The following is a 23,639-nucleotide window of genomic DNA, read 5'->3' on the forward strand; positions in this document are numbered from 1 at the left end:
CGGGGGAATGAGGACGATATGTCGTACGTGGAAATGCCGGGCGCGAAGGTGCCGATCCGGATGTGGGCCGACCCGGCGACGGTCGAGGACGGCGCGCTCCAGCAGCTGCGCAACGTCGCGACCCTGCCGTGGATCAAGGGCCTCGCGGTCATGCCGGACGTGCACTACGGCAAGGGCGCGACGGTCGGCTCCGTGATCGCGATGCAGGGCGCGGTGTGCCCGGCGGCGGTGGGGGTCGACATCGGCTGCGGAATGTCGGCCGTGAAGACGTCCCTGACCGCGAACGACCTCCCGGGCGACCTCTCCCGGCTGCGCTCGAAGATCGAGCAGGCGATTCCGGTGGGGCGCGGCATGCACGACAGCCCGGTCGAGCCGGGGCGCTTCCACGGGCTCGCGACGGGCGGCTGGGACGGCTTCTGGGGGCGGTTCGACGGGGTGGCGGAGGCGGTGAAGTTCCGTCACGAGCGGGCCGGGAAGCAGATGGGGACGCTCGGATCCGGAAATCATTTCATCGAAGTGTGCATGGATACGACCGGTTCTGTCTGGCTGATGCTGCACTCCGGTTCTCGCAACATCGGCAAGGAGCTGGCCGAGCATCACATCGGAATCGCCCAGAAGCTTCCGCACAACCAGGGCCTGATCGACCGCGACCTCGCGGTCTTCGTCGCGGACACCCCGCAGATGGCCGCGTACCGCAACGACCTGTTCTGGGCGCAGGAGTACGCGAAGTACAACCGCACCCTCATGATGGCGCTCCTGAAGGACGTGGTCCGCAAGGAGTTCAAGAAGGCCAAGCCGGTCTTCGAGCGGGAGATCAGCGCACACCACAACTACGTGGCCGAGGAGCGGTACGACGGGATGGACCTGCTGGTGACTCGCAAGGGCGCGATCCGAGCGGGTTCCGGGGACTACGGGATCATCCCCGGTTCCATGGGCACGGGTTCGTACATCGTCAAGGGCCTCGGGAACGCCAGGTCCTTCAACTCCGCGTCCCACGGAGCCGGTCGGCGGATGAGCCGGAATGCCGCCAAGCGCCGCTTCTCCACCAAGGACCTGGAGGAGCAGACGCGGGGCGTGGAGTGCCGCAAGGACTCGGGCGTCGTGGACGAGATCCCGGGCGCGTACAAGCCGATCGACCAGGTCATCGACCAGCAGCGCGACCTCGTGGAGGTCGTGGCGAAGCTGAAGCAGGTCGTCTGCGTGAAGGGCTGACGCGCCGGTGCACCGGGGGGCCTACGCCTCCCGGTGCACCTTCGTGTTCGAGGCCTGGGCGCGGGGGCGGACGACCAGGAGGTCGATGTTGACGTGGGCGGGGCGGGTGACCGCCCAGGTGATGGTGTCGGCGACGTCGTCGGCGGTCAGGGGGTCGGCGACGCCCTGGTAGACCTTGGCCGCCTTGTCCTGGTCGCCGGCGAAGCGGGTCAGGGCGAACTCGTCGGTCTTGACCATGCCGGGCGCGATCTCGACGACGCGGACCGGGCGGCCGACGATCTCCAGGCGGAGGGTCTCGGCGAGGACGTGTTCGCCGTGCTTGGCGGCGACGTAGCCCGCGCCGCCCTCGTAGGTGGCGAAGCCCGCGGTCGAGGAGACGACGACGATGGTGCCGTCGCCGCTCGCCTCCAGCTTGGGGAGCAGGGCCTGGGTGAGGTTGAGGGTGCCGATGACGTTCGTCTCGTACATGCGGCGCCAGTCGTCGGGGTCGCCGGTGGCCACCGGGTCGGCGCCGAGCGCGCCGCCCGCGTTGTTGACCAGGACGCCGACCGACTTGAACGCGGTCGCGAACTCGTCGACCGCTTCGCGGTCGGTGACGTCCAGGGGGTACGCCGTCGCCTTGTGTCCGGCCGCCTCGATCTCCTGCGCCAGGGCCTCGATGCGGTCCTTGCGGCGGGCGGTGAGGACGACGCGGTAGCCGGCGGCTGCGAGCTGCCGGGCCGTGGCGGCACCGATGCCACTGCTCGCACCTGTGACGACGGCGATGCGGGAGGCGGCGGACGGGGCGGCTGCGGTGGCCATGGGCTGCTCCTTGGTCGGGGTTGCCGGTCGCCGCCCAGGGTAGGTCGTGGGTCAGCCGCCGTTGCGCGGCGCCCACATGATCACGGCCATTCCGGCGAGGCAGATCAGCGCGCCCGCCACGTCGAAGCGGTCCGGCCGGTAGCCGTCGGCGGCCATGCCCCACAGGATCGAGCCGGCCACGAAGATCCCGCCGTACGCGGCGAGGATGCGGCCGAAGTGGGCGTCGGGCTGGAAGGTGGCGACGAAGCCGTAGGCGCCGAGGGCGAGGACGCCGCCGGTCGCCCACAGCCAGCCGCGCTGTTCGCGCACCCCCTGCCAGACCAGCCAGGCGCCGCCGATCTCGAACAGGGCGGCGACGACGAAGAGGGCGGCGGAGCGGAGCACGAGCATGCGGGCAGCTTCGCACGCGAGCACGCGCGCAATGGGCCTGCGGGGATCTGCGGGGACCTGCGGAATAACGGCCCGGGGTCCGCCGTTCCCCCGGTATAGTTGAAGCGTCAACAAACTGGAGGTTGAGCGATCATGCAGTTCGGCATCTTCACCGTCGGCGACGTCACGCCGGACCCGACCACGGGTCGTACGCCGACCGAGCGTGAGCGCATCAAGGCCATGGTCGCCATCGCGCTCAAGGCTGAGGAGGTCGGGCTCGACGTCTTCGCCACCGGCGAGCACCACAACCCGCCCTTCGTGCCCTCGTCGCCGACCACCATGCTCGGCTACGTCGCGGCGCGCACCGAGCGGCTGGTCCTGTCCACCTCCACCACCCTCATCACCACCAACGACCCGGTGAAGATCGCCGAGGACTTCGCGATGCTCCAGCACCTGGCCGACGGCCGGGTGGACCTGATGATGGGGCGCGGCAACACCGGCCCGGTCTACCCCTGGTTCGGCAAGGACATCCGCGAGGGCATCAACCTCGCCGTCGAGAACTACGCCCTGCTGCACCGCCTGTGGCGCGAGGACGTCGTGAACTGGGAGGGGAAGTTCCGTACGCCCCTGCAAGGGTTCACGTCCACGCCCCGGCCGCTGGACGGCGTCGTGCCGTTCGTCTGGCACGGGTCCATCCGCTCGCCGGAGATCGCCGAGCAGGCGGCCTACTACGGCGACGGCTTCTTTCACAACAACATCTTCTGGCCCGCCGACCACACCAAGCGGATGATCGAGCTGTACCGGGCCCGCTACGCCCACCACGGGCACGGCACGCCCGAGCAGGCGATCGTCGGCCTCGGCGGCCAGGTGTTCATGCGGAAGAACTCGCAGGACGCCGTGCGCGAGTTCCGGCCGTACTTCGACGAGGCGCCGGTGTACGGGCACGGACCGTCCCTGGAGGACTTCACCGAGCAGACGCCGCTGACCGTCGGCTCGCCGCAGCAGGTGATCGAGAAGACGCTCGCCTTCCGCGAGTACGCCGGTGACTACCAGCGCCAGCTGTTCCTGATGGACCACGCCGGGCTGCCCCTGAAGACCGTCCTCGAGCAGCTCGACCTGCTCGGCGAGGAGGTCGTGCCGGTGCTGCGCGAGGAGTTCGCCAGGAACCGTCCGGCGAACGTGCCGGACGCGCCGACCCACGCGTCCCTGCTGGCCACCCGGAAGGAAACCGCCGAGGAAACCGCCGAGGAAGGAGTCCACGCATGAAGCTCGTCGTCGTCTCCGCGGGACTGAGCGTCCCGTCGTCCACCCGGCTGCTCGCCGACCGGCTGGCCGCGGTCGCCGCCCCGGCCGCCACCGCGCCCGAGCCCGCTCCGGCCGACGTCCGGGTGATCGAGCTGCGCGACCTCGCCGTGGAGATCGCGCACACCTTCACCAGCGGGTTCCCGGCCGCGGCGCTGGCCGAGGCCTTCGAGGCGGTCGCGGCCGCCGACGGCCTGATCGTGGTCACGCCGGTGTTCTCGGCGTCGTACAGCGGGCTGTTCAAGTCGTTCTTCGACGCGCTGGGCGTCACCGACGAGGACGCCCTCACCGGGAAGCCGGTGCTGATCGCCGCGACCGGCGGCACCGCCCGGCACTCCCTGGTGCTGGAGCACGCCCTGCGTCCGCTCTTCGCCTACCTGAAGGCGGTCGTCGTCCCCACCGGTGTGTACGCCGCCTCGGAGGACTGGGGCGCCGAGGGCCTCGACGCCCGGATCGAGCGGGCCGCGGGCGAGCTGGCGGCCCTGATGGCGGGCCTGTCCGGCACCCGCCCGCTGCCCGGGCGGGACTCCTTCGAGCAGGTCACGCCGTTCGAGGAGCGGCTCGCCGCGCTGAGCGTCCCGGGCCGGACCCCGGCGCCGTAGGGCGCTCACCCCGACCCGGCGCGATACACGCCGCGTCGCCGTGACTCGCCGCTCAGTGCCGGGCCGTCACCGGATCGGGTGACGCCGACCGGGTTCCCGTCCGGGCCCGGCCGGCGGCTTCCTACGGTGTGCCCGAGATGAGCAGAACCGAGCCCGCCCGCCAACCCCACCCGTCACCCGAGCCCCCGATTCCCCGGTGGTTCCCTGCGGTGTTCCCCGTGTCCGTCCTGGTCGCCGTCCAGTGGGGACCGACGTACGCCGCGGTGCTGTGCGCCGTGGCCACCGTGGCCGTGCTCCACGCCACCACCAGGAAACCGGCGCTGTGGCACCTGGCCGGCGGGACCGCCCTGTGCTGCCTGGGCGTCCTGTTGCTGGCCTATGCCCACCACCGGACCGTGCGGACCGGATTGCTCGGCGGCAACTTCTCCCTGTACCTCCTGGGCCACCTGGTCTTCGTGCGGGGGACGAAGGCGCGGCACGCGGCCCAGCTCGCCCTGTCCGGGCTGCGGCGCCACCGGGAGGAGGCCGGGCTGCTGAAGCGGGCCGAGGCGCCCGGCGAACCACGTGCCGGGGGGCGACTGGTGCCGTTCACGCTGACGGGCGCCACGGGGTCGGTGGTCTGCGGAGTCGGCGCGATGTGCTTCTCCTTCGCCGCACTGGCCCTGCACGACATCCTGACGACCGACGACCATCCGTGGTGGGGGCCGCTCGCCGTCGCCGTCCTGCTCGTACAGGCGGTCGTCATGGTGGGCATGGGCAACACGATCCTGCGCACCGGAGTGCAGTACTACGACAAGGTCATCTCCTCCCCGGACGACCTCGCGGGCCGCCCGTACGTCCTGTACCTGCGCTCCTTCCGCGACGACCACCGGCTGTCGCGCCCCCATCGCGTCCCCCTGGTGGGCGCCTGGCTGGCCGCGGCCGTCGGCCTGGGCCGGGGCGAGGAGGAGCGCATCGCCGCCGCCCTCTCCTGGGCCGCCCCCCTCGTCGGCGTCGGAGCCCCCGGGGAACGGGTGCCCAAGGCCGGCGCCCGGCGGATGTACCTGCCGCGGGACGACTGGCAGACCCCCGTGAGCACCATGATGCGCGGCGCCACCCTCGTCGTGATCGTGCTCGGCAGGGGGCAGGGAACGCTCTGGGAGATCCGCGAGGCGATGCGGATCCTGCCCCCGGAGCGGCTGCTGCTGCTCGTGCCGATGAAGGAGAAGGCGTACGACGAGTTCCGCGCCCTCGCCGCTGACTGGGCGCCCGTCGACCTGCCCGCGTACCGGCGCGGGCGCCTGCTGTCGTCCCGGGTCCGGGGGCTCGTCCACTTCACGCCGGACTGGGAGGCGGAGTTCGTCGCCCTGAAACGGCCCTCACCGCTCGAGGACCAGCTCATGGGCTCCCTCGACCGTGCCCTGTGGCCCGTCATGGAGCGGCTGACCGCACTCGAGCGCGGGGCGGACGGGAGGGGCGTCGGGTCGTGAGTGACATCGGGGACGCGTTGTGGAACCCGGCGGTCGGCCCGTCCGAGTACACGGAGGCCGACAACCGCTACCGGGAGGCGGTACTCGAGCAGTACAAGCTCTGCGTGGAGATGGCCGACCGGATCAGTTCCCGGCGCAATCTGACCAACACGTTCTTCCTGTCGCTCAACAGCGCGGTCGTGGCCGTCGCGGCCGCGGTGTCGGCCGGCTCGCTGTCCCGTCTGTCGGTCCCGCTGCTGCTGGCCGGTCTGGTCGTCCTGCTCGCCCAGTGCGCCGCCTGGTGCGTCATGGTGCGCTCGTACCGGCAGCTCAACCGTGCCAAGTACGCGGTGATCGGTGCCCTCGAGGAGCGGCTGCCGGCGTTCGCGTACTCCCGGGCGGAGTGGGGCGCGCTGGGCGAGGGCCGCGACTGGCGCAGGTACCTGCCGCTGACCTACGCCGAGCAGTGGGTCCCGGTCGTCTTCGCCGTCTCCTACCTGGTGGGCTTCTGCGGCGTCCTCGCCCGGTGAGTCCCCGGCCGGATAGGATCCGTGGCCTGCCGTAGGGCCACCGACCGAGGGGGAGACCGTGACGGTTCTCGCGGTGACCGGGCACATGGACCTCACCGAGGGCAGTCTCGGTCCGGTCCGCGCCGCCCTGGACGAGCTGCTGGACCGCTACCGGGGCCAGGGCCAGGGCCAGGGCCTGGATCGGGATCGGGTCCCGGGCCGGGACCGGGACCCCGGGGAGACGCTCGTCGGGATCTCCTGCGTCGCCAAGGGCGCCGACTCCCTGTTCGCCGAGGCCGTCCTGGCCGCCGGCGGCCGTCTGATCGCCGTCATCCCCTCGCGGGACTACCGGCGCAACACCGTCGAGCCGGCCGACGCGCCCCTCTTCGACCGCCTGGTCGAAGCCGCCGACGAGGTCGTCGTACTGCCCCGCGAGAGCGCCGACCGGCAGGCGTACGAGGCCGCCAACGCCCTGCTCCTCGAACGCGCCGACCGGCTGGTGGCCGTATGGAACGGGGAGCCGCCCGGCGGCCGGGGCGGCGGCACCGCCGACGTGGTCCTTCAGGCGCGGGCGGCGGGCATGCCCGTCGACGTCGTGTGGCCGGACGGGGCCGCCCGCCGGGTGAGATCTGGGTAAGAAGCCCGGCCGTCCGGTCGCCGTGCCGTTCGCCTTGGCAGACTGGACGCGTGCCCCGGACTGTTCTGCTCGCCGAAGACGACCGCGCCATCCGCCACGCCCTGGAGCGCGCCCTCACCCTGGAGGGGTACCGGGTCACCGCGGTCGCCGACGGCGTCGAGGCGCTGGCGCAGGCCCACCGCGGCCGGCCGGACGTCCTCGTCCTCGACGTGATGATGCCGGGGATCGACGGCCTCCAGGTCTGCCGGGTGCTGCGCGCCGAGGGCGATCCCACGCCGATCCTGATGCTGACGGCGCTGGTGGAGACCGCCGACCGCATCGCCGGCCTGGACGCGGGCGCCGACGACTACGTCGTGAAGCCCTTCGACGTCGAGGAGGTCTTCGCCCGGCTGCGCGCCCTGCTGCGCCGCACCGACCGGGCGGAACCCGACGCCGCCGGGCCCGACGCCCCCGAGCAGGCCGCCGGGCCGGAGGAGCCGGACCGCCGATACCTGGAGGCGGCGGGCCTGCGCATGGACCCGCAGGCCCGGCGCGCCTGGCGCGACGGACGCGAGCTGGAGCTGACCCGCACCGAGTTCGAGCTGCTGGAGCTGCTCGTGCGCAACGCGGGCATCGTGCTCGACCACTCCACGATCTACGACCGCATCTGGGGCTACGACTTCGGGCCCGGCTCCAAGAACCTCGCCGTGTACGTCGGCTATCTGCGCCGCAAGCTCGACCAGCCGGGCGCCCCGCAGCTGATCCAGACCGTGCGCGGCGTGGGTTACGTGCTGCGGGCGGACTGAGTGGGCGCCGCCCCGCTCGGGCGCCGGCCCCGGCTGCTGTCGCTGCGCACGACGTTCATGGTGTCCTTCGCGACGATCACCGCCGTCGTCACCGTCCTCGTCGGAGGACTGTCCTACAACGCGGCGGCCCGGCTGGTGCGGGTGGACCAGGAGTCCGTCTTCGAGCAGGCCGTGCGGGACCTGCGGGCCGAGGTGGGCAGACAGCGGCTGTCACCCGCCGACTTCTCCTCCTCCGCGCCCGGCCACGACATCGTGCGCCCCGCCCGCACCGACGTACAGGTCCTCGGGCCGGACGGCGGGGTCCTGGACCCGGCCGAACCGCGGCTGCCGGTGACCGACGCCGACCGGCGCACCGCGGGCGCGAGAACGGCCGGGCGGGTGGTGCAGCACGACGACGTCGACGTCGGCGACGACGTCTTCCGGGTCGCGACGGTCTCCCTCGGCGACGGCCGGGGCGGGGTGCAGGTGGCGCAGGAGTTCAGTGACACCGAGGACCTGCTGCGGGCCCTGCAGCGGCGGACCCTGCTGCTGATGGCGGCGGTGGTGGTCGCCGCGGGCCTGTTCGGCTGGTGGCTGGCCCGGCGTATCACCCGGCGGCTCGTGGTCCTCACCTCCGCCGCCGAGAGCGTCGCCCGCACCCGCCGGCTCGGCGTCCAGGTCCCGGTCACCGGACCCGACGAGGTGGGCCGGCTCGGCCGCGCCTTCGACCTCATGCTGGGCCGCCTCGCCCAGTCGGAGGAGGACCAGCGGCGGCTGGTCCAGGACGCGGGTCACGAGCTGCGGACGCCGCTGACCTCGCTGCGGACCAACATCTCGTTGCTGCGCCGGATCGACGAACTCCCGCCGGACGCCCGCGAGGAACTCGTCGCGGACCTGGGGCAGGAGGCCCGGGAGCTGACGGACCTGGTGAACGAACTGGTCGAGCTGGCGGCCGGGCAGTCCGCGGGCGAGCCTCCGCAGCCGGTCGACCTGGCCGGCGTCGCGCACGACGTGGCGGCCCTGGCCCGGCGCCGTACCGGGCGGGAGATCGCCGTACGGGTCTGCGGCGAGACGGCGACCGAGGGGCGGCCCGCCCTGCTGACCCGGGCGATCTCCAACCTGGTCGAGAACGCCGCGAAGTTCGACCCCGACGGCACCGGCCCCATCGAGGTCGCCGTCGCCGGACCCGCGCTGCCCGGCGCCATCCGCGTCGAGGTCCTCGATCGCGGCCCGGGCATCTCCGACGCCGACCTGACCCGGGTCTTCGACCGCTTCTACCGCGCCGCCGGCGCCCGCTCCCAGCCCGGCTCGGGCCTCGGCCTGTCCATCGTGCGCGAGGTGGCGCTGGCCCACGGCGGCGCGCCGTTCGCCTACCGGCGGGACGGGGGCGGGTCGGTGATCGGCTTCACGGTCGGCACGGTGCCCGCGGGGGACGACGCCGGATACGACGCGGGGTACGGGGACGACGGGCGTACGTGAGGGGAGACCGGCTGCGCCCAGCGCGGGCGAGGGGCTTGCGTGAGGGACGGTCCGGACCGCCACGTACGCGGAAACGGCGGGCGCGGGCGCGAGGCCACCCGCCCCTCACGGGCACGGGGTCGCGTGTACGACGGCGGGCGTGCGGGGTACCCGCGCACGGCGTGGGCGTGCGCGCGGCCCTCGCCGCCACCGTCCGGGCCGGAAGCGGTTCGGAAGCGGTGGGCCGGTGGTGTCGGAAGCGGGAACGTTGGTGCCCTTAGGGCATGTCGACGTCACCGGCGGCCGTACGCCCCACCGCTGTCGCCGGCGCCGGCTCCGGTGTCCTGGCTCCCGGTGCCGGCGCCGACGTCGGTGCTGGTGCCCGGCCGCCGCGAGGTGCGCAGATAGGCGCCGAGCGCCGACAGGTCGGTCCGCTCCAGGTCGGCCGGGCGGATCACGACGCGCAGCTCCGGGGCGGTCGTCGGCTCGCGGCGGCAGTGGGCGGCGAAGCTCTCCACGATCATGAGCAGCAGCTGGGTGCGGTCCAGTTCCACGACCCGGGCGAGTCCGGAGCCGATCAGCGGGATCGCGACCGGCTTGTACATGCCGTACCGGGCGACGGCCGGCCAGAGGGTGTCCAGGCTCGCCCGCAGATCGGCCGGACCGGAGCGGGCGACCAGGTCGTTGCCGAGGCGGGAGTAGGCCACGGCGAAGACCCGGCGGCCGTCCACCGCCAGCGGGACGGTGGTGCCGAGCGGATAGCGGACGCGCCGGCCGCGCGGCTTGTCCTGGGGGCGTTCGGTGCGCAGCGGGGTGAAGGGCCGCAGACCGGCCTGGATCCGGTCGTCAAGGAGCTTGCGCTCACCGCCGAACAGCCGCTCCACCAGCTGCCCCTGGACGCTCTCCCGGCTGATCACCAGGTCCTGCTCGGTGGCGGTGTCGAAGGTGTCGGTGAACCCGACCACCAGGTTGGCGTCCTCCTGGTCGAACAGGTCGCCGCGCACCACCACGAGGTCCCCGGCGCCGGGGAACGGCTGCCGCAGCAGCTCCCTCCCGTGCCGCTCCCGCAGCCGGGTGCGCAGCGATCCGAGCAGCTCGGCGACGTCCCTGTCGTCCGGCCGCTCCCGGGCCATCCGCTCCGCGACCGGCAGGGCGAGGTCGTGGCGGCCCAGGTCCATGCGGCTGCGGATCAGCTGCCGGCGGGCCGTCTCGTGCAGCGCGGTCAGCCGGCGTACCAGCGGCCGTGCGAAGTCCTCGTCGCCGGCCTCGGCCAGCGGCGCGCCGCGGACGAGGGCGAGCGCCGCGGCCAGCCGGTCGGCGGCCGACGCGGGGGCCGCGAGCAGCGCGGAGTTGACCAGCTCGGTGAACTCCGCGCAGTCCAGCTCGTCGGGTTCGAGCACCAGCCGGTACGCCGTCTCGGGCGCCGGGGCGGCCAGCAGCTGCTCGGTGCGCAGCACCCGGGCGCCGTCACCGCGGTGGGCGGCGTCGAGGGCGCGGCGCAGTTCGAGGACGCGCTTTTGCACCTCGTTGCGGTGCCGCACGGCCGCGTGCGGCTGCCCGCCGTCGACCGCCCACACGTCCCGGTGCAGCCGGCGGACCGGTACGGGCTCGCCCTCCGCCGCCACCAGGCGGACCAGCAGCCGTGTCGTCAGCGGCGTCAACCGGGTGGGCACACCGTCGACTTCGAGCTTGGCCGGGCCCAGGACGCTCACACGGATGCGCGCCATACAAGTGGTCTCCACTCGCTTCGCCCTCTCCCGCCCGGTGGTCGCGGGAGAGGTTTCGGCAGCGTATCAATTGTCCGTTTGGGGGAGTTGTGGATTCGGTCGGTTCGCGCGGGGCCCCTCCGGCCGTACGTCCGTCGCGGCGGGGCGGCCGGCTGAGTCCCGGGGGCGGGCGACGCGGGCCGGGGGCCCGTCGGGGCGCGGTCGGCCGGCGCGGCCCGTTCGGCGGGGCGCGGACCCGGAGGCTGTTCGTCGGCAGCGTGATGGCGGCCTTCGGCGGGGTGTCGGCGGTGCTCCAGTTCGTGGGGCAGCTGTGGCCGGAGGCCATACCCGCTCCGGCGCCGGTGACGGCGGCGTCGGTGCTGCTGTGTCTGGCCTGGGCCCTGGTGCGCAGCCGGCCCACGGTGGTCGTGCGCCAGGAGTTCGGGCGGCCCCGGATGTCCGTGACGGTCGGGCCGGGCGACCTCTTCGACGAGTCCGCCCACCTCGTCGTCGGGTTCTGCGACACCTTCGACACCGACGTCCGCGACGGCGTCGTCATCAGCGGCACCAGCGTGCAGGGGCAGTTGCTGGAGCGCCGGTACGACGGTGACGCGCGGCGGCTGGACGACGAGCTGGACGCCGCTCTGCGCGCGGCCGTGCCGGTGGCCCGGGAGACGCGTGAGGACAAGCCGTACGGCAAGCTCGACCGCTACCCGGTCGGTACCGTGGCGGTGCTGGGCAGCCGGCCGCGGCTGGTCTTCGGGGTCGCGTACAGCCGGATCGGCAACGACTGCGTGGCCCGGTCGAGCACGGAGGACCTGTGGCTCAGCCTCGGCCGGGTGTGGGACGCCGTTTACCGGCACGGGCAGCTGGACCGGGTGGCGGTGCCGTTGATCGGCTCGGGCCTGTCCCGGCTGCACGGGCTCGACGAGGAGAGCCTGCTGCGCCTGATCCTGCTCTCCTTCATCACCCACTCCCGGGAACGGGTGATCTGCCGCGAACTGCGGGTCGTGCTGCGGCCCGCCGAACTGGAGCGGGTCGACCTGGCGGAGGTCGCGGCGTTCCTCGGGGTGCTGGCGGCGGCCGGCTCGGGCAGCGCGGGGTAGGCGGGTCCGCCCGAGCGGTGGCCGGGGACGGCGCCGGCCCCCGGGGCGCGTTCCGTGGTGACGGGACGTGCCCCGGGGGCCGGTTGCGCCGGTCCCCCGAGCGGCGCGGGATCCGCCGGACCACTACGGCCGGCGGTGGTAGGCGGACAGGTGCTGGAACGGGTAGGTGTGGCGCCAGTCCGAGCCGGTGTCGTTGACCGTGCAGCCCGCCAGCTTCAGCCGCTCCACGACCTTGCCCAGCGCCGTTTCGGAGCCGTCGAAGCGGATGACGTTGCGGCCCGCGATGTCGGCGATCGGCCGTACGCCGCCGACCTCGACGATCAGCGTGCGCTCGGGGTAGGCCATCAGCACCATGCCCAGCTCGATCAGGACGTTCGGGCGCGGCTGGCACACGGGCCGGGTCTCGTACTCGGGCTCGTGGTGCCCTCGCAGGTCCGGGTGGAGCGTGACGACGTCGTCCGGAGTCAGCAGGACGAGCGCCGCCTGGGCCTGCGCCGGGGCGCCCGCGACCACGTCGCCGAGGAAGGGGGAGGCGTGACCGGTCGCTCTGACCAGGTCCTCCCACTCCTTGGGGCGCAGATCGAGCCGCCGCAGCAGCTCGTACATCTCGCGCCGCACCTGGTCGTCGCGGCCGTGGACGACGAAGACGCTCCGCGCCCGGTCGGCGTCCGAGGGCACCGCGGCCGCGTCGGGCCGCCACCCGCCGGCGTACGGCTGTCCGCCCGGGGCCGGGGCCGGGGCGTGGACCGGGGAGTTGTCGCCGAAGGTCTGGGTGGTGTCGCTGTTGCCGACGCTCTGGTTGCCGCCGAAGTTGTTGATGCCGCCCTGACCGAAGCTGTTGCCGTGGAACTGCTGGCCGCTCATGCCTGCCGTGCCTCCCTGGTGACGCCGGAGTTGTTGCCGAAGGTCTGGGTGGTGCCGGTGTTGCCGACGCTCTGGTTGCCGCCGAAGTTGTTGGTGCTGTTGGCGCCGAAGTTCTGCTGGAGGATGTTGGTCTGGTTCGCCTCGTGCTCACGGGTGTCGACGTCGTGGTCGCGCAGGAAGTCGCCGACGATCTGCAGCAGATGGCGCTCGATGATCTGGATGTACTTGATCGTGTCCGACTCCTGGAAGAAGTGGTGGAAGTCGTGGTTGGGCGCCAGTTCGCGGACACTGGTGAGGGCGCCGCAGTCCACGGCGGTCAGGGCGTAGCGGCCGAGCCGGAACTCGCTGGTGTCGGCCGGCTGGCCGACCAGCTTGCGGACGGTGTCGGTGCCGAAGCGGCTGGGCAGCCGCTCGCGCAGCGGGTTGGCGATCAGCCGCAGGAGTTCGCCGGGAGCGCTGCGGGTCACGTCCCAGGCGATGCGGCCCATGAGCCTGCCGTCGATCGTGGCGGGCAGCCGGTCGGCGAGGTGGAAGCTCTCCGGCACGGGACCGAGTACGTAGGTGTAGAACTCGGTGTGCAGGGTGCTGCCCTTGATGTCGAAGCCGATGAACACCGAGGTGACCAGCTCCTGTTGCCAGGCGCCGATCCGGATGCACAGGTACTCGCGGCTGGCGTCGTAGTCCTCCCGCCAGTGCTCGTCCGTGTGGTCGGGGTCGGGCGAGTCGAGGAGCACGGCGACGGGGTCGGAGCCCTCCGCGGTGCGTACGGCCTTGCTGAAGCGGCGGCGGTCGACGGAGAGCAGCTGGATGCGGTCGCTCGGCGCGGGCTTGTCGCGCAGTTCGGCGAGCATCTCCGCACGGACCCGGCCGGTGATGTCCTCGACCGTGAAGGGGATGATCGGCTTGCGTTCGGTCCGCCCCGGCTCGCCCGCGCCGTCCGCTCCGTCGGCCGGCCCGTGCTGGGCGGGGACGTGCCCGTTGAGCAGCCCCTGGCCGAGCGCGCCGCCCCGGGACTTCGGGGCGCCGAGCAGCAGCTCCGCGTTGGCCCACCGCTTGATCGAGTGGCCCGCGCCGACGAACGGCTTGTAGCCGCCGTAGTACACCGTGTCGGAGGCCTGCTCCCGGTTGATCTTGCCGACCAGCTCCGGGGTGAGGCGCGAGGTCACCGGGTGGGCGCCGTCGAAGCCCCGCCGGTCGTCGGCCGGCGGGGCGAGGTGCTCGGCGAGGGTCTGGAGGATGGCGAGCCGGCGCAGGAACATCGTCGCCCAGGCGATCCAGAAGACGAACAGGACCGCGGTGAGCCCGTTGAGCACCCCCGCGGCCAGCAGCAGGGCGACGAGGACGGCGCCCGTCCCGAGGGCGATCAACTGGTTGCGGCGCAGGTTGTGGGCGGCGAGCGCGTGCGCCAGCACGGGCGCGGCGTCGTAGCCGTAGGAAGGGGCCACGACCCGGTAGCGGTGGGTCAGCAGCTCCCGGATGACCGCCTTGCGGTAGACCGGGTCGAGGTAGGTGCCCGCGCACAGCAGGCGGGTGGCGTTGCTCGTCGCGTCCGGCGGCGGCGGGCCGGCGTGGGTGGTCATGGCTGCTCAGTTCCCTTCCCGCATGTCGGCCGAGGTGATGACGCCGTCGCTCACCGTGTAGGTGCCCTCGTACGTCGTCTGCGTGCCGTCGGTCTCCCAGGCCACGATCGTGATCGACACGTCGTCGCCCGACGTGCCGGTCACGGTGACGTCGTCCCGCTGGGTCGTCTCGAAGCCGGCGACGAAGTGGTCGTAGTCCTGGTCGAAGTTCTTGCCGCCAAGCTCCCAGGCCGTCGCGAAGTCGCGGTTGTTGATGGCCTCGAAGTACGCCGTCACGGTCGCCTCGGGCCCGTCCTCGTCCGTGGCCGTGTCGTCGGTGGAGGTGTCGTCCGTGGCCGTGTCGTCCGTGGGGTCGTCGTACGTGCCGTCGTCGTACGTGCCGTCGGTCGGCTCGTCGGTCGTTCCGTCGTCCCAGGGGTAGGTGTCCTCGCCGGTCAGGCCGCCGGAGCCGTCGGGGTTGGTCCCGTCGTCCGAGGTCCCGTCGTCCGTCGTGCCCTCGTCCGCGCCGTCGGCCCCCCAGTCCGGAAGCGCACCGCTGCCGTAGAGCCCGTCGGTGGAGGAGGTTCCGTCGTCGCGGCCGGTCGTGGCGAGCACGACGGCCAGCACGACTATGAGGACGAACGGGATCGCGATCACGGTCAGGGCCTGGTTGCGTACCTGACCGGGCGTGAGTGCGAGCCCGGGTGCGGGGTAGGAACCCCGCGCGCCGGGCGGGACGCGTGTATTACTCATCTGTCACCTCATTGCCGCCGGTATCCGGCCGAGCGGATACGGCACGCGCCCCGAGTGGGCCGATGTGCCTTGTGCATCGACCGATCCGACCAGTGGCAGCGCTTCCGGAACCAGATTTCTGCAGTTCCGATGCGCTTCCGATCGGCTTCCGGTATGGCGCGGCGCGGGTACGCCGAAGGGCCTTGGAATATACCCCTGGGGGGTATTGTTCCTCCGGTGTGACCGACACACGTACCGGGAAGGGAAGGCCATGGACGACACCGCTCACCACACCGCCCCGCACACGGCGTCCTGGGGAACGGCGGCGCGGGCGACCCTGCACTGCCTGACCGGCTGTGCCGTCGGCGAGATCCTCGGCATGGTCATCGGCACCGCCCTGGCCTGGGGCAACGCGCCGACCATGGCCCTGGCGATCGCCCTCGCCTTCGTCTTCGGCTACTCCTTCACGCTGTTCGGCGTGGTCCGGGCCGGCCTGGACCTCAGGTCCGCGGTCAAGGTCGCGCTGGCCGCCGACACCGTCTCCATCGCGGTGATGGAACTGGTCGACAACGGGATCGTCGCCCTCACGCCGGGTGCGATGGACGCCCAGCTGTCGGACGGCCTGTTCTGGGCCGCCCTGCTCGGTGGCCTCGCCGTCGCCTTCGTCCTCACCACGCCGGTCAACAAGTGGATGATCGGCCGCGGCAAGGGCCACGCCGTCGCCCACGCCCACCACTGATCCACCCGCCGAACCGGGTCCGTACGGCGCCCACTTGGCGGATCACCGGCATTCAAGCACCGGTGAACGCTTCCGGAAACCGGCAATGCGCATAGGTGGCACCCTCACGCATCATGGGTGCACGGGGAGCACTGCGGAGACGGGGGGCAGACGATGACGACGAACAGTCCTTTCGTCCGCCCGCTCCACAGGCTCCGCCCGGACGAACCCGGCCGCGCCGCTCGCGCCGCCCACGCCGTCTGACGACCGCACTTCGCCCCTGGCCGGGGCCTCGGCACGGCCGCCGCCTGCCGTGAACCGGCCTTCGCCCGCCCGACGGGCCCACCACATCGAACGGCCGCCGTCCCAGTCGTCTGGTGCCGTCTCGTGCCGCCTCATGCCGTCTCATGCCGTCTCATGCCGTAAGGACGTACGCCTCATGGAAGTCATCGGTGTCCTCGCCGTCGTCTGTCTGCTCCTCGTCGCCGTCGTGCTGTTCGGCGTCTCGCGGCTCTTCCGCAAGGTGGAGCAGGGCAAGGCGCTGATCGTCTCGAAGATGCGCAAGGTGGACGTGACCTTCACGGGTCAGGTGGTGCTGCCGGTGCTGCACAAGGCCGAGGTGATGGACATCTCGGTGAAGACGATCGAGATCACGCGGGCCGGCAAGGAGGGGCTGATCTGCCGGGACAACATCCGCGCGGACATCCGCATCTCGTTCTTCGTCAAGGTCAACAAGACCGCCGAGGACGTCGTCAAGGTCGCCCAGGCGGTCGGCACGGCCCGCGCCAGTGACCGGGACACGTTGCAGGAGCTGTTCCACGCGAAGTTCTCCGAGGCGCTGAAGACCGTCGGCAAGCAGCTGGACTTCACCGACCTCTACACCAAGCGCGAGGAGCTGCGGTACCGGATCATCGAGGTCATCGGCGTCGACCTCAGCGGGTACCACCTCGAGGACGCGGCGATCGACTACCTCGAGCAGACGCCGCTGACCCAGCTGGACCCGGCGAACGTCCTGGACGCCCAGGGCATCCGGAAGATCACCGAACTGACCGCCGTGGAGCACGTACGCACCAACGAGGCGCGGCGCACGGAGGAGAAGGAGATCACCCGGCAGAACGTCGACGCCCGCGAGGCCGTACTGGAGCTGGAGCGCCGGCAGGCGGACGCCGAGATCAAGCAGAAGCGCGAGATCGACACGACCCGGGCCCGCGAGGAGGCCGAGACGGCGCGGGTGGTGGAGGAGGAGCGGCTGCGGTCGCAGGGGGCGTTCCTGCGCACGGAGGAGCAGCTCGGTGTGCAGCGCGAGAACCAGGCCCGTGAGGTCGCGGTCGCCGCGAAGAACCGCGAGCGGGTCATCGCCGTGGAGAACGAGCGCATCGAGAAGGACCGCATGCTCGAGGTCATCGGCCGCGAGCGGGAGACCGAGCTGACGCGGATCGCCGCCGAGAAGGAGGTCGAGGCGGAGAAGCGGGACATCGCCGAGGTCATCCGCGAGCGCGTCGCCGTGGACCGTACGGTCGCCGAGCAGGAGGAGTCCATCAAGAAGCTGCGCGCCGTGGAGGAGGCCGAGCGGGACCGGCAGACCGTGATCATCGCCGCCGAGGCCCAGGCGCAGGAGCGGCTGGTCAAGGACATCAAGGCCGCCGAGGCGGCGGAGGCGGCGGCCACCCATCGTGCCGCCGAGGAACTCACCCTGGCCGAGGCGCGGTTGAAGAGCGCCGACCTCGACGCGCAGGCCAAGCTGCGGATGGCCGAGGGGCTCCAGGCCGAGGCCGCCGCGACGGGACTGGCCGCGGTGCAGGTCCGCGACAAGGAGGCCGAGGTCATCGAGAAGGCCGGCCGCGCCGAGGCGGAGGCGACCGGGGCCCGGATGCGTGCCGAGGCCGAGGGCGCGCGGGCCAAGGCCGTCGCCGAGGCGGAGGCCATCGGCGCAAGCTGAAGGCGGAGGCCGCCGGGCTCACCGAGAAGGCCGCGGCGATGGCCGCCCTGGACGACGCCTCGCGCGGCCACGAGGAGTACCGGCTGCGCCTGGAGGCGGAGAAGGACATCCGGCTCGCCGGTCTCGACGTGCAGCGGCAGGTCGCCGAGGCGCAGGCCACGGTGCTCGCCACCGGCCTGGAGAACGCCGACATCGACATCGTGGGCGGCGACACGGTCTTCTTCGACCGCCTGATGTCCTCGATCGCGCTCGGCAAGGGCGTCGACGGGTTCGTGAAGCACTCCGAGACCGCACAGGCCCTGGCCGGTCCCTGGCTGGACGGTTCGTCGAGCTTCACCGACGACCTGACCCGCGTACTCGGCTCGTTCTCCACGGCCGACGTGCAGAACCTGACGGTCTCCGCGCTGCTGATGAAGCTGATGAAGTCGGGCGGCACGGACTCCGGGCAGGTCCAGCGGCTCCTGGACCGCGCGGGTGAACTGGGCCTCGCCGACACGCCGCTCACCGCCCTGAACGGCACGACCAGGGTCTGACCGGCCACCACAGACCGGGTGCCGAGGCTGCCGCACGGGGGTCGGCGGCTTCGGCACCCCGCATCCTGGAAGGACCAACCGCTCATGGCCACCGCTCCGGAGACGGCTACGACGGGCACGAGGGACACGACGGGTACGAGGGACACGACGGGGACGCACGACTCCGCCGACGCCGGCGCGTACGAGGTGCTGCGCGACCGGCTCGCGGCGCAGAGCGCCGAACTCACCCACCGGGCCGAACTCCTCAACACCCGCCGGGTGGAGGAGTTCGGGTCGGCACGGCTCGAACTGGCCGGCACCGAACGGCTGCGCACCGGGCACCCGGGCGTGCCGTGCGACATCGCCGCCGTCGGCGACACCCTGCTCCTCGGCTCCACCGGCCGCCCGGGCCACCGCGCGCAGACCGAGGTGGCGGACGTCTTCACGCTCTACGACCGCGACCTGAACCCGCTGCCCCACTCTGCCGTACCCGGACTGCTCGACGACCCGGCCTTCGTGCGGGAGTTCGCCGACCTGCACCGCTACTACCGGCAGGCCCGGCTGCTGCGGCTGCGTCCCGTCGACGGCAGACTGCTGGCCGTCTTCCGCACCGGCGAGAAGGCCGACGACATCCGCGTCCTGCGCTGGACGCTCACCGAGGACGGGCGGGCCGCGTTCCTGGACGCGCGGGGGGAGCGTGACGACGTCTTCCCCCCGTCCCACGACTTCGAGTGGACCGGCGCGAGTCGCGAGGACCACGTCCTGGGCCGCCACCCGCACGTTTCCGTCCGGGGCGAGTTCTACGTCAGCGCCGTGGGCGGCACCCTCACCGTCAAGCTGGACGACGACACCGAGACGGACCGGGGCATCCACAGCGAGCCGGTCGCCGAGCCCCTCCAGGCACTGGCCGACGCGGACATCGCCCACGCCCGGGTCGGGGCCCTGATCCTGCTGCGCGTACGGCCCTACAAGGAGGACACCGACCGCCACCTGGTGTTCAACACCCTCACCAAGTCGGTGGTCCGCCTGGACGGCATCGGCCTGGCCTGCCGCCGCCTGCCCGACGACCAGGGCATCGTCTTCCCCGGCGGCTACTGCCTGGCCACGGGCGCCCACAAGGCGTACGAACTCGACGCGCAGGGGCTGGAGTTCGAGCGGGAGGTGCGCTCCCCGAACGGTGAGGACGTGCTGTACGCCTTCCACGCGCGCGGCGAGAGCCGGGGCCTGCTGCTGTCGTACAACACCATCCGCAAGGAGGTCGCGAACCCGCTGCCCTGCCGGGGCTGGGCGCTCTCCGGCGACGGCACCTTCGCCGTGCTGCGCGCGGACGGCGACGAACCGGCCCAGGTGCATCCCGTGCAGCTGTGGCACTCGCCCTACGTATCCGACACCCACGCCGCCGCCGCGCCCACCGGGAGCGGCCCGCTGGGCCGCGTCGGCAACGCCGACCTCGTGCGCGGCATCTCCGCCTGTCTGTCCGTCGCGGGCGCCGTCGGCGAGGGCATCACCACGGCCGAGGGCTACCGGGCGCTGACCGCGGCCTGCGTGCGCGCGGCCGACGGCCACCACTGGCTGGGCGAGACGGATCTGGGCGACCTGGCCGGCGCCCTGGCCGCCGTACGGGAGACCGCCGAGCAGGTACTGGCCGAGTTCGAGACGGTGCGAGACCTTACCCGGCGGGCGGCCGAGGCCCGCGACGAGGCCGCCGAGCGGATCGCCGCCGTGGTCCGGCGGCTGCGCGGCGAGGCGCCCAAGGAGGCCGCCGCCTGGGTACGCGGCCTCACCGAACTCCGGCACGCCCACGGTCACCTGCTGAACGTCAAGGAGTTGCGGTACGCCGACGCCCCCGGCATCGACGCCCTCGCCGAGGAGGCCGAGGACGCCCTCGCCGAACTCGGACAGCGGGCGGTGACCTTCCTCGCCCGCGAGGACGCCTTCGACGCCCAGCGCGAGGACGTGGAGCGGCTCGTCGCCGACGCGGAGGCCGTCACCACCGTCGCCGAGGCGGGCCCGGTCGCCGCCCGGCTCGACGAACTCGCCGACGGACTGCGCACGGTCACCGACGTCGTGGCCGAACTCGACATGGGCGACGCCACGGTCCGCACCTCCCTGCTGGAGCGCGTCGCCGCGGTCCTCGGCGGGGTCAACCGCGCCCGCGCCGTCCTCGCCGCCCGCCGCCGCGCGCTCCTCGACCACGAGGGCCGCGCCGAGTTCGCCGCCGAGACTGCCCTGCTCGGCCAGGCGGTCACCGCCGCGCTCGCCGCCGCCGACACCCCCGAGCGCTGCGACGACCAACTGGCGCGGCTGCTGGCCCGCCTGGAGGACCTGGAGTCCCGCTTCGCGGAGTTCGACGGCTTCCTCGGCGAACTCGCCGACAAACGCGCCGAGATCTACGAGGCGCTCGCCGCCCGCAAGCAGACCCTCAACGACACCCGCGCCCGCCGCGCCGAACAACTCGCCGCCTCCGCCGCCCGCATCCTGGAGACGATCACCCGGCGGTGCGCCGGCCTCGCCGACGCCGACGCGGTCACCACCTACTTCGCCTCCGACCCGATGCCGGCCAAGGTCCGCCGCACCGCCGACGAACTGCGTGCCCTCGGCGACACCGTCCGCGCGGAGGAACTGGACGGCCGCCTCAAGTCGGCCCGCCAGGAGGCGGCCCGCGCCCTGCACGACCGCACCGACCTGTACGCCGACGACGGCCGCACCCTGCGCCTGGGCGCCCACCGCTTCGCCGTCAACACCCAGCCCCTCGACCTCACCCTCGTCCCCGACGGCGACGGACTCGCCTTCGCCCTCACCGGCACCGACTACCGGGCGCCGGTCACCGACCCCGGCTTCGCGGCCACCAGCCCCTACTGGGACCGCTCCCTGCCCTCGGAGTCGCCCGAGGTCTACCGCGCCGAACACCTCGCCGCCCGCCTGCTGCGCGAGCACGGCGCGAACGCCCTCGCCACCGCCGACGACCTGCCCGCCCTGGTCCGCGAGGCCGCGCAGGAGGCGTACGACGAGGGCTACGAGCGGGGCGTGCACGACCACGATGCGACGATCCTCCTGACCGCGCTGCTCCCCCTGCACGAAAGGGCCGGGACGCTCGTCCACGAGCCCGCCGCCCGTGCCGCCGCCCAGCTCTTCTGGACCCACGGCACCACGCCCGACGCGCGCCAGACATGGCAACGGCGCGCGGCGTCCCTGGCCCGGGCCCGCGACACCTTCGGCCTCTCCACCGCGATCGCGGATCTGGAGGCCGAACTGGCGGAGGCCATCCGCGCGTGGTCCCGTCCAGGGGAGGCTGCGACGGGTCGTGCGGGTCGTGCGGGTCGTGCGGGTCGTGCGGGCCGTACGGGCCGTACGGGCGGTACAGGCCGCACGGGCCCCACGGTTCGTACGGCCGCGGTCGCGGGCCTCGGCCGAGCGGCGGCCGGCGGCTCGGGGGGCCCGGCGGGCCCGGCCGGTGAGTCGGCTGTCCCGCTGGTGGAGGCGGTGGGGGCGGCGGGCCCCGGGGTGGAGGTTGCGGGTCCGGCCGGTCCGGCGGCGGGGAGAGCCCATCCGGCCGTCGGGACGGTCGTGGCCGCGAGCGGGACGGCCGGAGCGCCGCAGGAGTCGGCGGGCTCCGGCGAGGAGGTCGCCCGCGCCGCCGCCTCGTACCTCTTCCACGAACTGACCGCCGCCCCCGAGGGCTTCGTCCTCGGTGCGGGGACGCGCACGCTGCTGGAGAAGTTCCGCCGCACGGTGGGCACCCCGGCCTACGACGAGGACCTGGCCGCGCTCGACGACCCGGCCGCGCGCCGGCAGCTCGCCGAGGCGTGGATCTCGTCGTACGCCGCCGCCACCGGCACCGACCTGACCCCCGGTGACCTGGCGGAGGCGGTCGCCGCCGAACTCTGCCCCGACCTGACCCGCTACGACGGCGACGCCCCGCCCACGGCCACGGCGGAGGGGCTGCTGGGCTCGCACCCGCGCGTCACCGGTGGCCGACTGGCGCTGCGCCTCGACGAGTTCCTCGCCCGTACCGCGCGCTTCGCCGCGACGGACGCACCCGCCTTCCGCGCCTACCAGCGGCGGCGCACCGCGCTGGTCGCGGCCGAGCGCGCCCGGCTGCGGCTGGACGACCACCGCCTGCGGGTCATGTCCGCCTTCGTCCGCAACCGCCTCGTGGACGAGGTCTACCTCCCGCTCATCGGCGACAGCCTGGCCAAACAGCTCGGCGCCACCGGTGGGAGCAAGCGCACCGACACCGGAGGCCTCCTGCTGCTCCTCTCCCCGCCCGGCTACGGCAAGACCACCCTGGTCGAGTACGTCGCCGACCGCCTCGGCCTGATGCTGGTGAGGATCAGCGGCCCCGCGCTCGGTCACACCGTCACCTCGCTCGACCCGGCCGACGCCCCGAACGCCACCGCACGCCAGGAGATCGAGAAGATCAACTTCGCGCTGGCGGCGGCGAACAACACGCTCCTCTACCTGGACGACATCCAGCACACCTCCCCGGAGCTCCTCCAGAAGTTCATCCCGCTGTGCGACGCCACCCGCCGCGTCGACGGCGTGTGGGACGGCCGGCCCCGCACCTACGACCTGCGCGGCAAACGCTTCGCCGTCTGCATGGCCGGCAACCCCTACACCGAGTCCGGCGCCCGCTTCCGCGTCCCCGACATGCTCGCCAACCGGGCCGACGTCTGGAACCTGGGCGACGTCCTGACCGGCAAGGAGGACGCCTTCGCGCTGAGCTTCCTGGAGAACGCGCTCACCGCGAACCCGGTCCTCGCCCCGCTCGCCGGCCGCGACCGGGCCGACCTGGAGCTGCTCGTCCGCCTCGCCGCCCAGGACCCCACCGCCCGCGCCGACCGCCTCGCCCACGCCTATCCGCCGGCCGAGCTGGAGCGCGTCCTGTCCGTCCTGCGCCACCTCGTCGCGGCCCGCGAGACGGTGCTGGCGGTCAACGCCGCATACATCGCCTCCGCGGCCCAGGAGGACGCCGCGCGTACGGAGCCGCCCTTCCGGCTCCAGGGTTCCTACCGCAACATGAACAAGATCGCCCAGCGCGTGCGCCCCGTCATGAACGACGCCGAGCGCGCCGCCGTCCTCGACGACCACTACACCGCCGAGGCGCAGACCCTGACCCACGGTGCCGAGGCCAACCTCCTCAAGCTCGCCGAACTGCGCGGCACGCTCACCCCCGAGGAGGCCGCCCGCTGGGCCGAGGTGCGCACCGCCCACGTCCGCGCCCGCACCCTCGGCGGCCCGGGCGACGACCCCCTCACGCGTGCCGTCGCCGCCCTCGGTCTCCTCGCGGACCGCGTCGCCGCCGTCGAGTCCGCCATCACCCGCGCCGCCGACCCCCGCCACCTGCTCGCCAACCCGCACGCCCGCCATGCCGACGGCGGAACGGAGCGGTGATCACGGG

The 23,639-nt window shown here is 73.1% G+C and carries 17 protein-coding genes and 1 pseudogene; 12 read left to right on the plus strand and 6 right to left on the minus strand.

All coding sequences use genetic code 11. The annotated features are described in order from the left end of the window. The first annotated feature begins 18 nt into the window (after positions 1–18). The gene (locus ACGH7X_RS21995) at positions 19–1,212 is read left to right on the plus strand and encodes an RtcB family protein (protein WP_399887138.1); all 1,194 of its coding nucleotides are present in this window, start codon (positions 19–21) and stop codon (positions 1,210–1,212) included. Between the two features lie 21 nt (positions 1,213–1,233). Here the strand turns inward: ACGH7X_RS21995 and ACGH7X_RS22000 are convergent, their stop codons facing one another. Beyond that, entirely contained in the window at positions 1,234–2,013 is a 780-nt protein-coding gene (locus ACGH7X_RS22000; RefSeq protein WP_399887139.1) for an SDR family NAD(P)-dependent oxidoreductase, read from the minus strand. Between the two features lie 51 nt (positions 2,014–2,064). Continuing rightward, positions 2,065–2,403 (minus strand): YnfA family protein, encoded by a 339-nt coding sequence (locus ACGH7X_RS22005; protein ID WP_399887141.1) that lies wholly within the window; start codon positions 2,401–2,403, stop codon positions 2,065–2,067. Positions 2,404–2,535: 132 nt separating this feature from the next. On the opposite strand from ACGH7X_RS22005, the gene ACGH7X_RS22010 reads away from it, so the two are divergent. The 7 genes from ACGH7X_RS22010 to ACGH7X_RS22040 all read left to right on the plus strand — a co-directional run bounded on the left by ACGH7X_RS22010 (position 2,536) and on the right by ACGH7X_RS22040 (position 9,123). Next, a complete protein-coding gene (locus ACGH7X_RS22010; RefSeq protein ID WP_399887143.1) occupies positions 2,536–3,648 on the plus strand; it encodes an LLM class flavin-dependent oxidoreductase in 1,113 nt (370 codons plus the stop codon). Beyond that, positions 3,645–4,286, plus strand: a complete 642-nt coding sequence (locus ACGH7X_RS22015) for a CE1759 family FMN reductase (protein WP_399887145.1) — start codon at positions 3,645–3,647, stop codon at positions 4,284–4,286. The genes ACGH7X_RS22010 and ACGH7X_RS22015 overlap by 4 nt, the downstream gene beginning before the upstream one ends. A 218-nt stretch (positions 4,287–4,504) precedes the next feature. Next, on the plus strand, positions 4,505–5,755 hold the full coding sequence (locus ACGH7X_RS22020) for a transferase (protein ID WP_399887147.1): 1,251 nt from the start codon (positions 4,505–4,507) through the stop codon (positions 5,753–5,755). Next, positions 5,752–6,264, plus strand: a complete 513-nt coding sequence (locus ACGH7X_RS22025; RefSeq protein WP_399887149.1) for a hypothetical protein — start codon at positions 5,752–5,754, stop codon at positions 6,262–6,264. The genes ACGH7X_RS22020 and ACGH7X_RS22025 overlap by 4 nt, the downstream gene beginning before the upstream one ends. Before the next feature lie 58 nt (positions 6,265–6,322). Then, positions 6,323–6,880, plus strand: coding sequence for a hypothetical protein (locus ACGH7X_RS22030; protein WP_399887151.1), 558 nt, complete (start codon positions 6,323–6,325; stop codon positions 6,878–6,880). Between the two features lie 50 nt (positions 6,881–6,930). Next, positions 6,931–7,665, plus strand: a complete 735-nt coding sequence (locus tag ACGH7X_RS22035; protein ID WP_399887153.1) for a response regulator transcription factor — start codon at positions 6,931–6,933, stop codon at positions 7,663–7,665. A 57-nt stretch (positions 7,666–7,722) separates the two neighbouring features. Next, positions 7,723–9,123 carry an ATP-binding protein gene (locus ACGH7X_RS22040; RefSeq protein WP_399897232.1) on the plus strand — a complete coding sequence of 467 codons (1,401 nt, stop codon included), beginning with the start codon at positions 7,723–7,725 and terminating at the stop codon, positions 9,121–9,123. A gap of 272 nt (positions 9,124–9,395) precedes the next feature. Here ACGH7X_RS22040 and ACGH7X_RS22045 read toward each other — a convergent pair whose 3' ends face one another. Beyond that, positions 9,396–10,829, minus strand: coding sequence for a macro domain-containing protein (locus tag ACGH7X_RS22045; RefSeq protein ID WP_399887155.1), 1,434 nt, complete (start codon positions 10,827–10,829; stop codon positions 9,396–9,398). 260 nt (positions 10,830–11,089) lie between these two features. Here ACGH7X_RS22045 and ACGH7X_RS22050 point away from each other — a divergent pair, with 260 nt between their 5' ends. Then, positions 11,090–11,914: a macro domain-containing protein gene (locus tag ACGH7X_RS22050; protein ID WP_399897235.1), complete on the plus strand. Its 825-nt coding sequence runs from the start codon at positions 11,090–11,092 to the stop codon at positions 11,912–11,914. Positions 11,915–12,037: 123 nt separating this feature from the next. Here the strand turns inward: ACGH7X_RS22050 and ACGH7X_RS22055 are convergent, their stop codons facing one another. The 3 genes from ACGH7X_RS22055 to ACGH7X_RS22065 are packed head-to-tail and all read right to left on the minus strand — an operon-like array spanning position 12,038 to position 15,090. Further along, a complete protein-coding gene (locus ACGH7X_RS22055) occupies positions 12,038–12,778 on the minus strand; it encodes a TIR domain-containing protein (protein ID WP_399887157.1) in 741 nt (246 codons plus the stop codon). Continuing rightward, on the minus strand, positions 12,775–14,358 hold the full coding sequence (locus tag ACGH7X_RS22060) for a hypothetical protein (protein WP_399887159.1): 1,584 nt from the start codon (positions 14,356–14,358) through the stop codon (positions 12,775–12,777). Before ACGH7X_RS22060 ends, ACGH7X_RS22055 begins: the two co-directional genes overlap by 4 nt. A 6-nt stretch (positions 14,359–14,364) precedes the next feature. Next, the gene (locus tag ACGH7X_RS22065; RefSeq protein WP_399887161.1) at positions 14,365–15,090 is read right to left on the minus strand and encodes a hypothetical protein; all 726 of its coding nucleotides are present in this window, start codon (positions 15,088–15,090) and stop codon (positions 14,365–14,367) included. Between the two features lie 250 nt (positions 15,091–15,340). On the opposite strand from ACGH7X_RS22065, the gene ACGH7X_RS22070 reads away from it, so the two are divergent. The 3 genes and pseudogenes from ACGH7X_RS22070 to ACGH7X_RS22080 all read left to right on the plus strand — a co-directional run bounded on the left by ACGH7X_RS22070 (position 15,341) and on the right by ACGH7X_RS22080 (position 23,632). After that, positions 15,341–15,808 carry a DUF4396 domain-containing protein gene (locus tag ACGH7X_RS22070; RefSeq protein ID WP_399887163.1) on the plus strand — a complete coding sequence of 156 codons (468 nt, stop codon included), beginning with the start codon at positions 15,341–15,343 and terminating at the stop codon, positions 15,806–15,808. A 418-nt stretch (positions 15,809–16,226) separates the two neighbouring features. After that, positions 16,227–18,259: pseudogene (locus ACGH7X_RS22075) on the plus strand (flotillin family protein). A gap of 84 nt (positions 18,260–18,343) precedes the next feature. Next, entirely contained in the window at positions 18,344–23,632 is a 5,289-nt protein-coding gene (locus tag ACGH7X_RS22080) for a DNA repair ATPase (RefSeq protein ID WP_399887164.1), read from the plus strand. Positions 23,633–23,639: the final 7 nt, after the last annotated feature.

Origin of the sequence: Streptomyces sp. BBFR51 (genome assembly GCF_044591655.1) — a bacterium.
GTDB lineage: Bacteria > Actinomycetota > Actinomycetes > Streptomycetales > Streptomycetaceae > Streptomyces.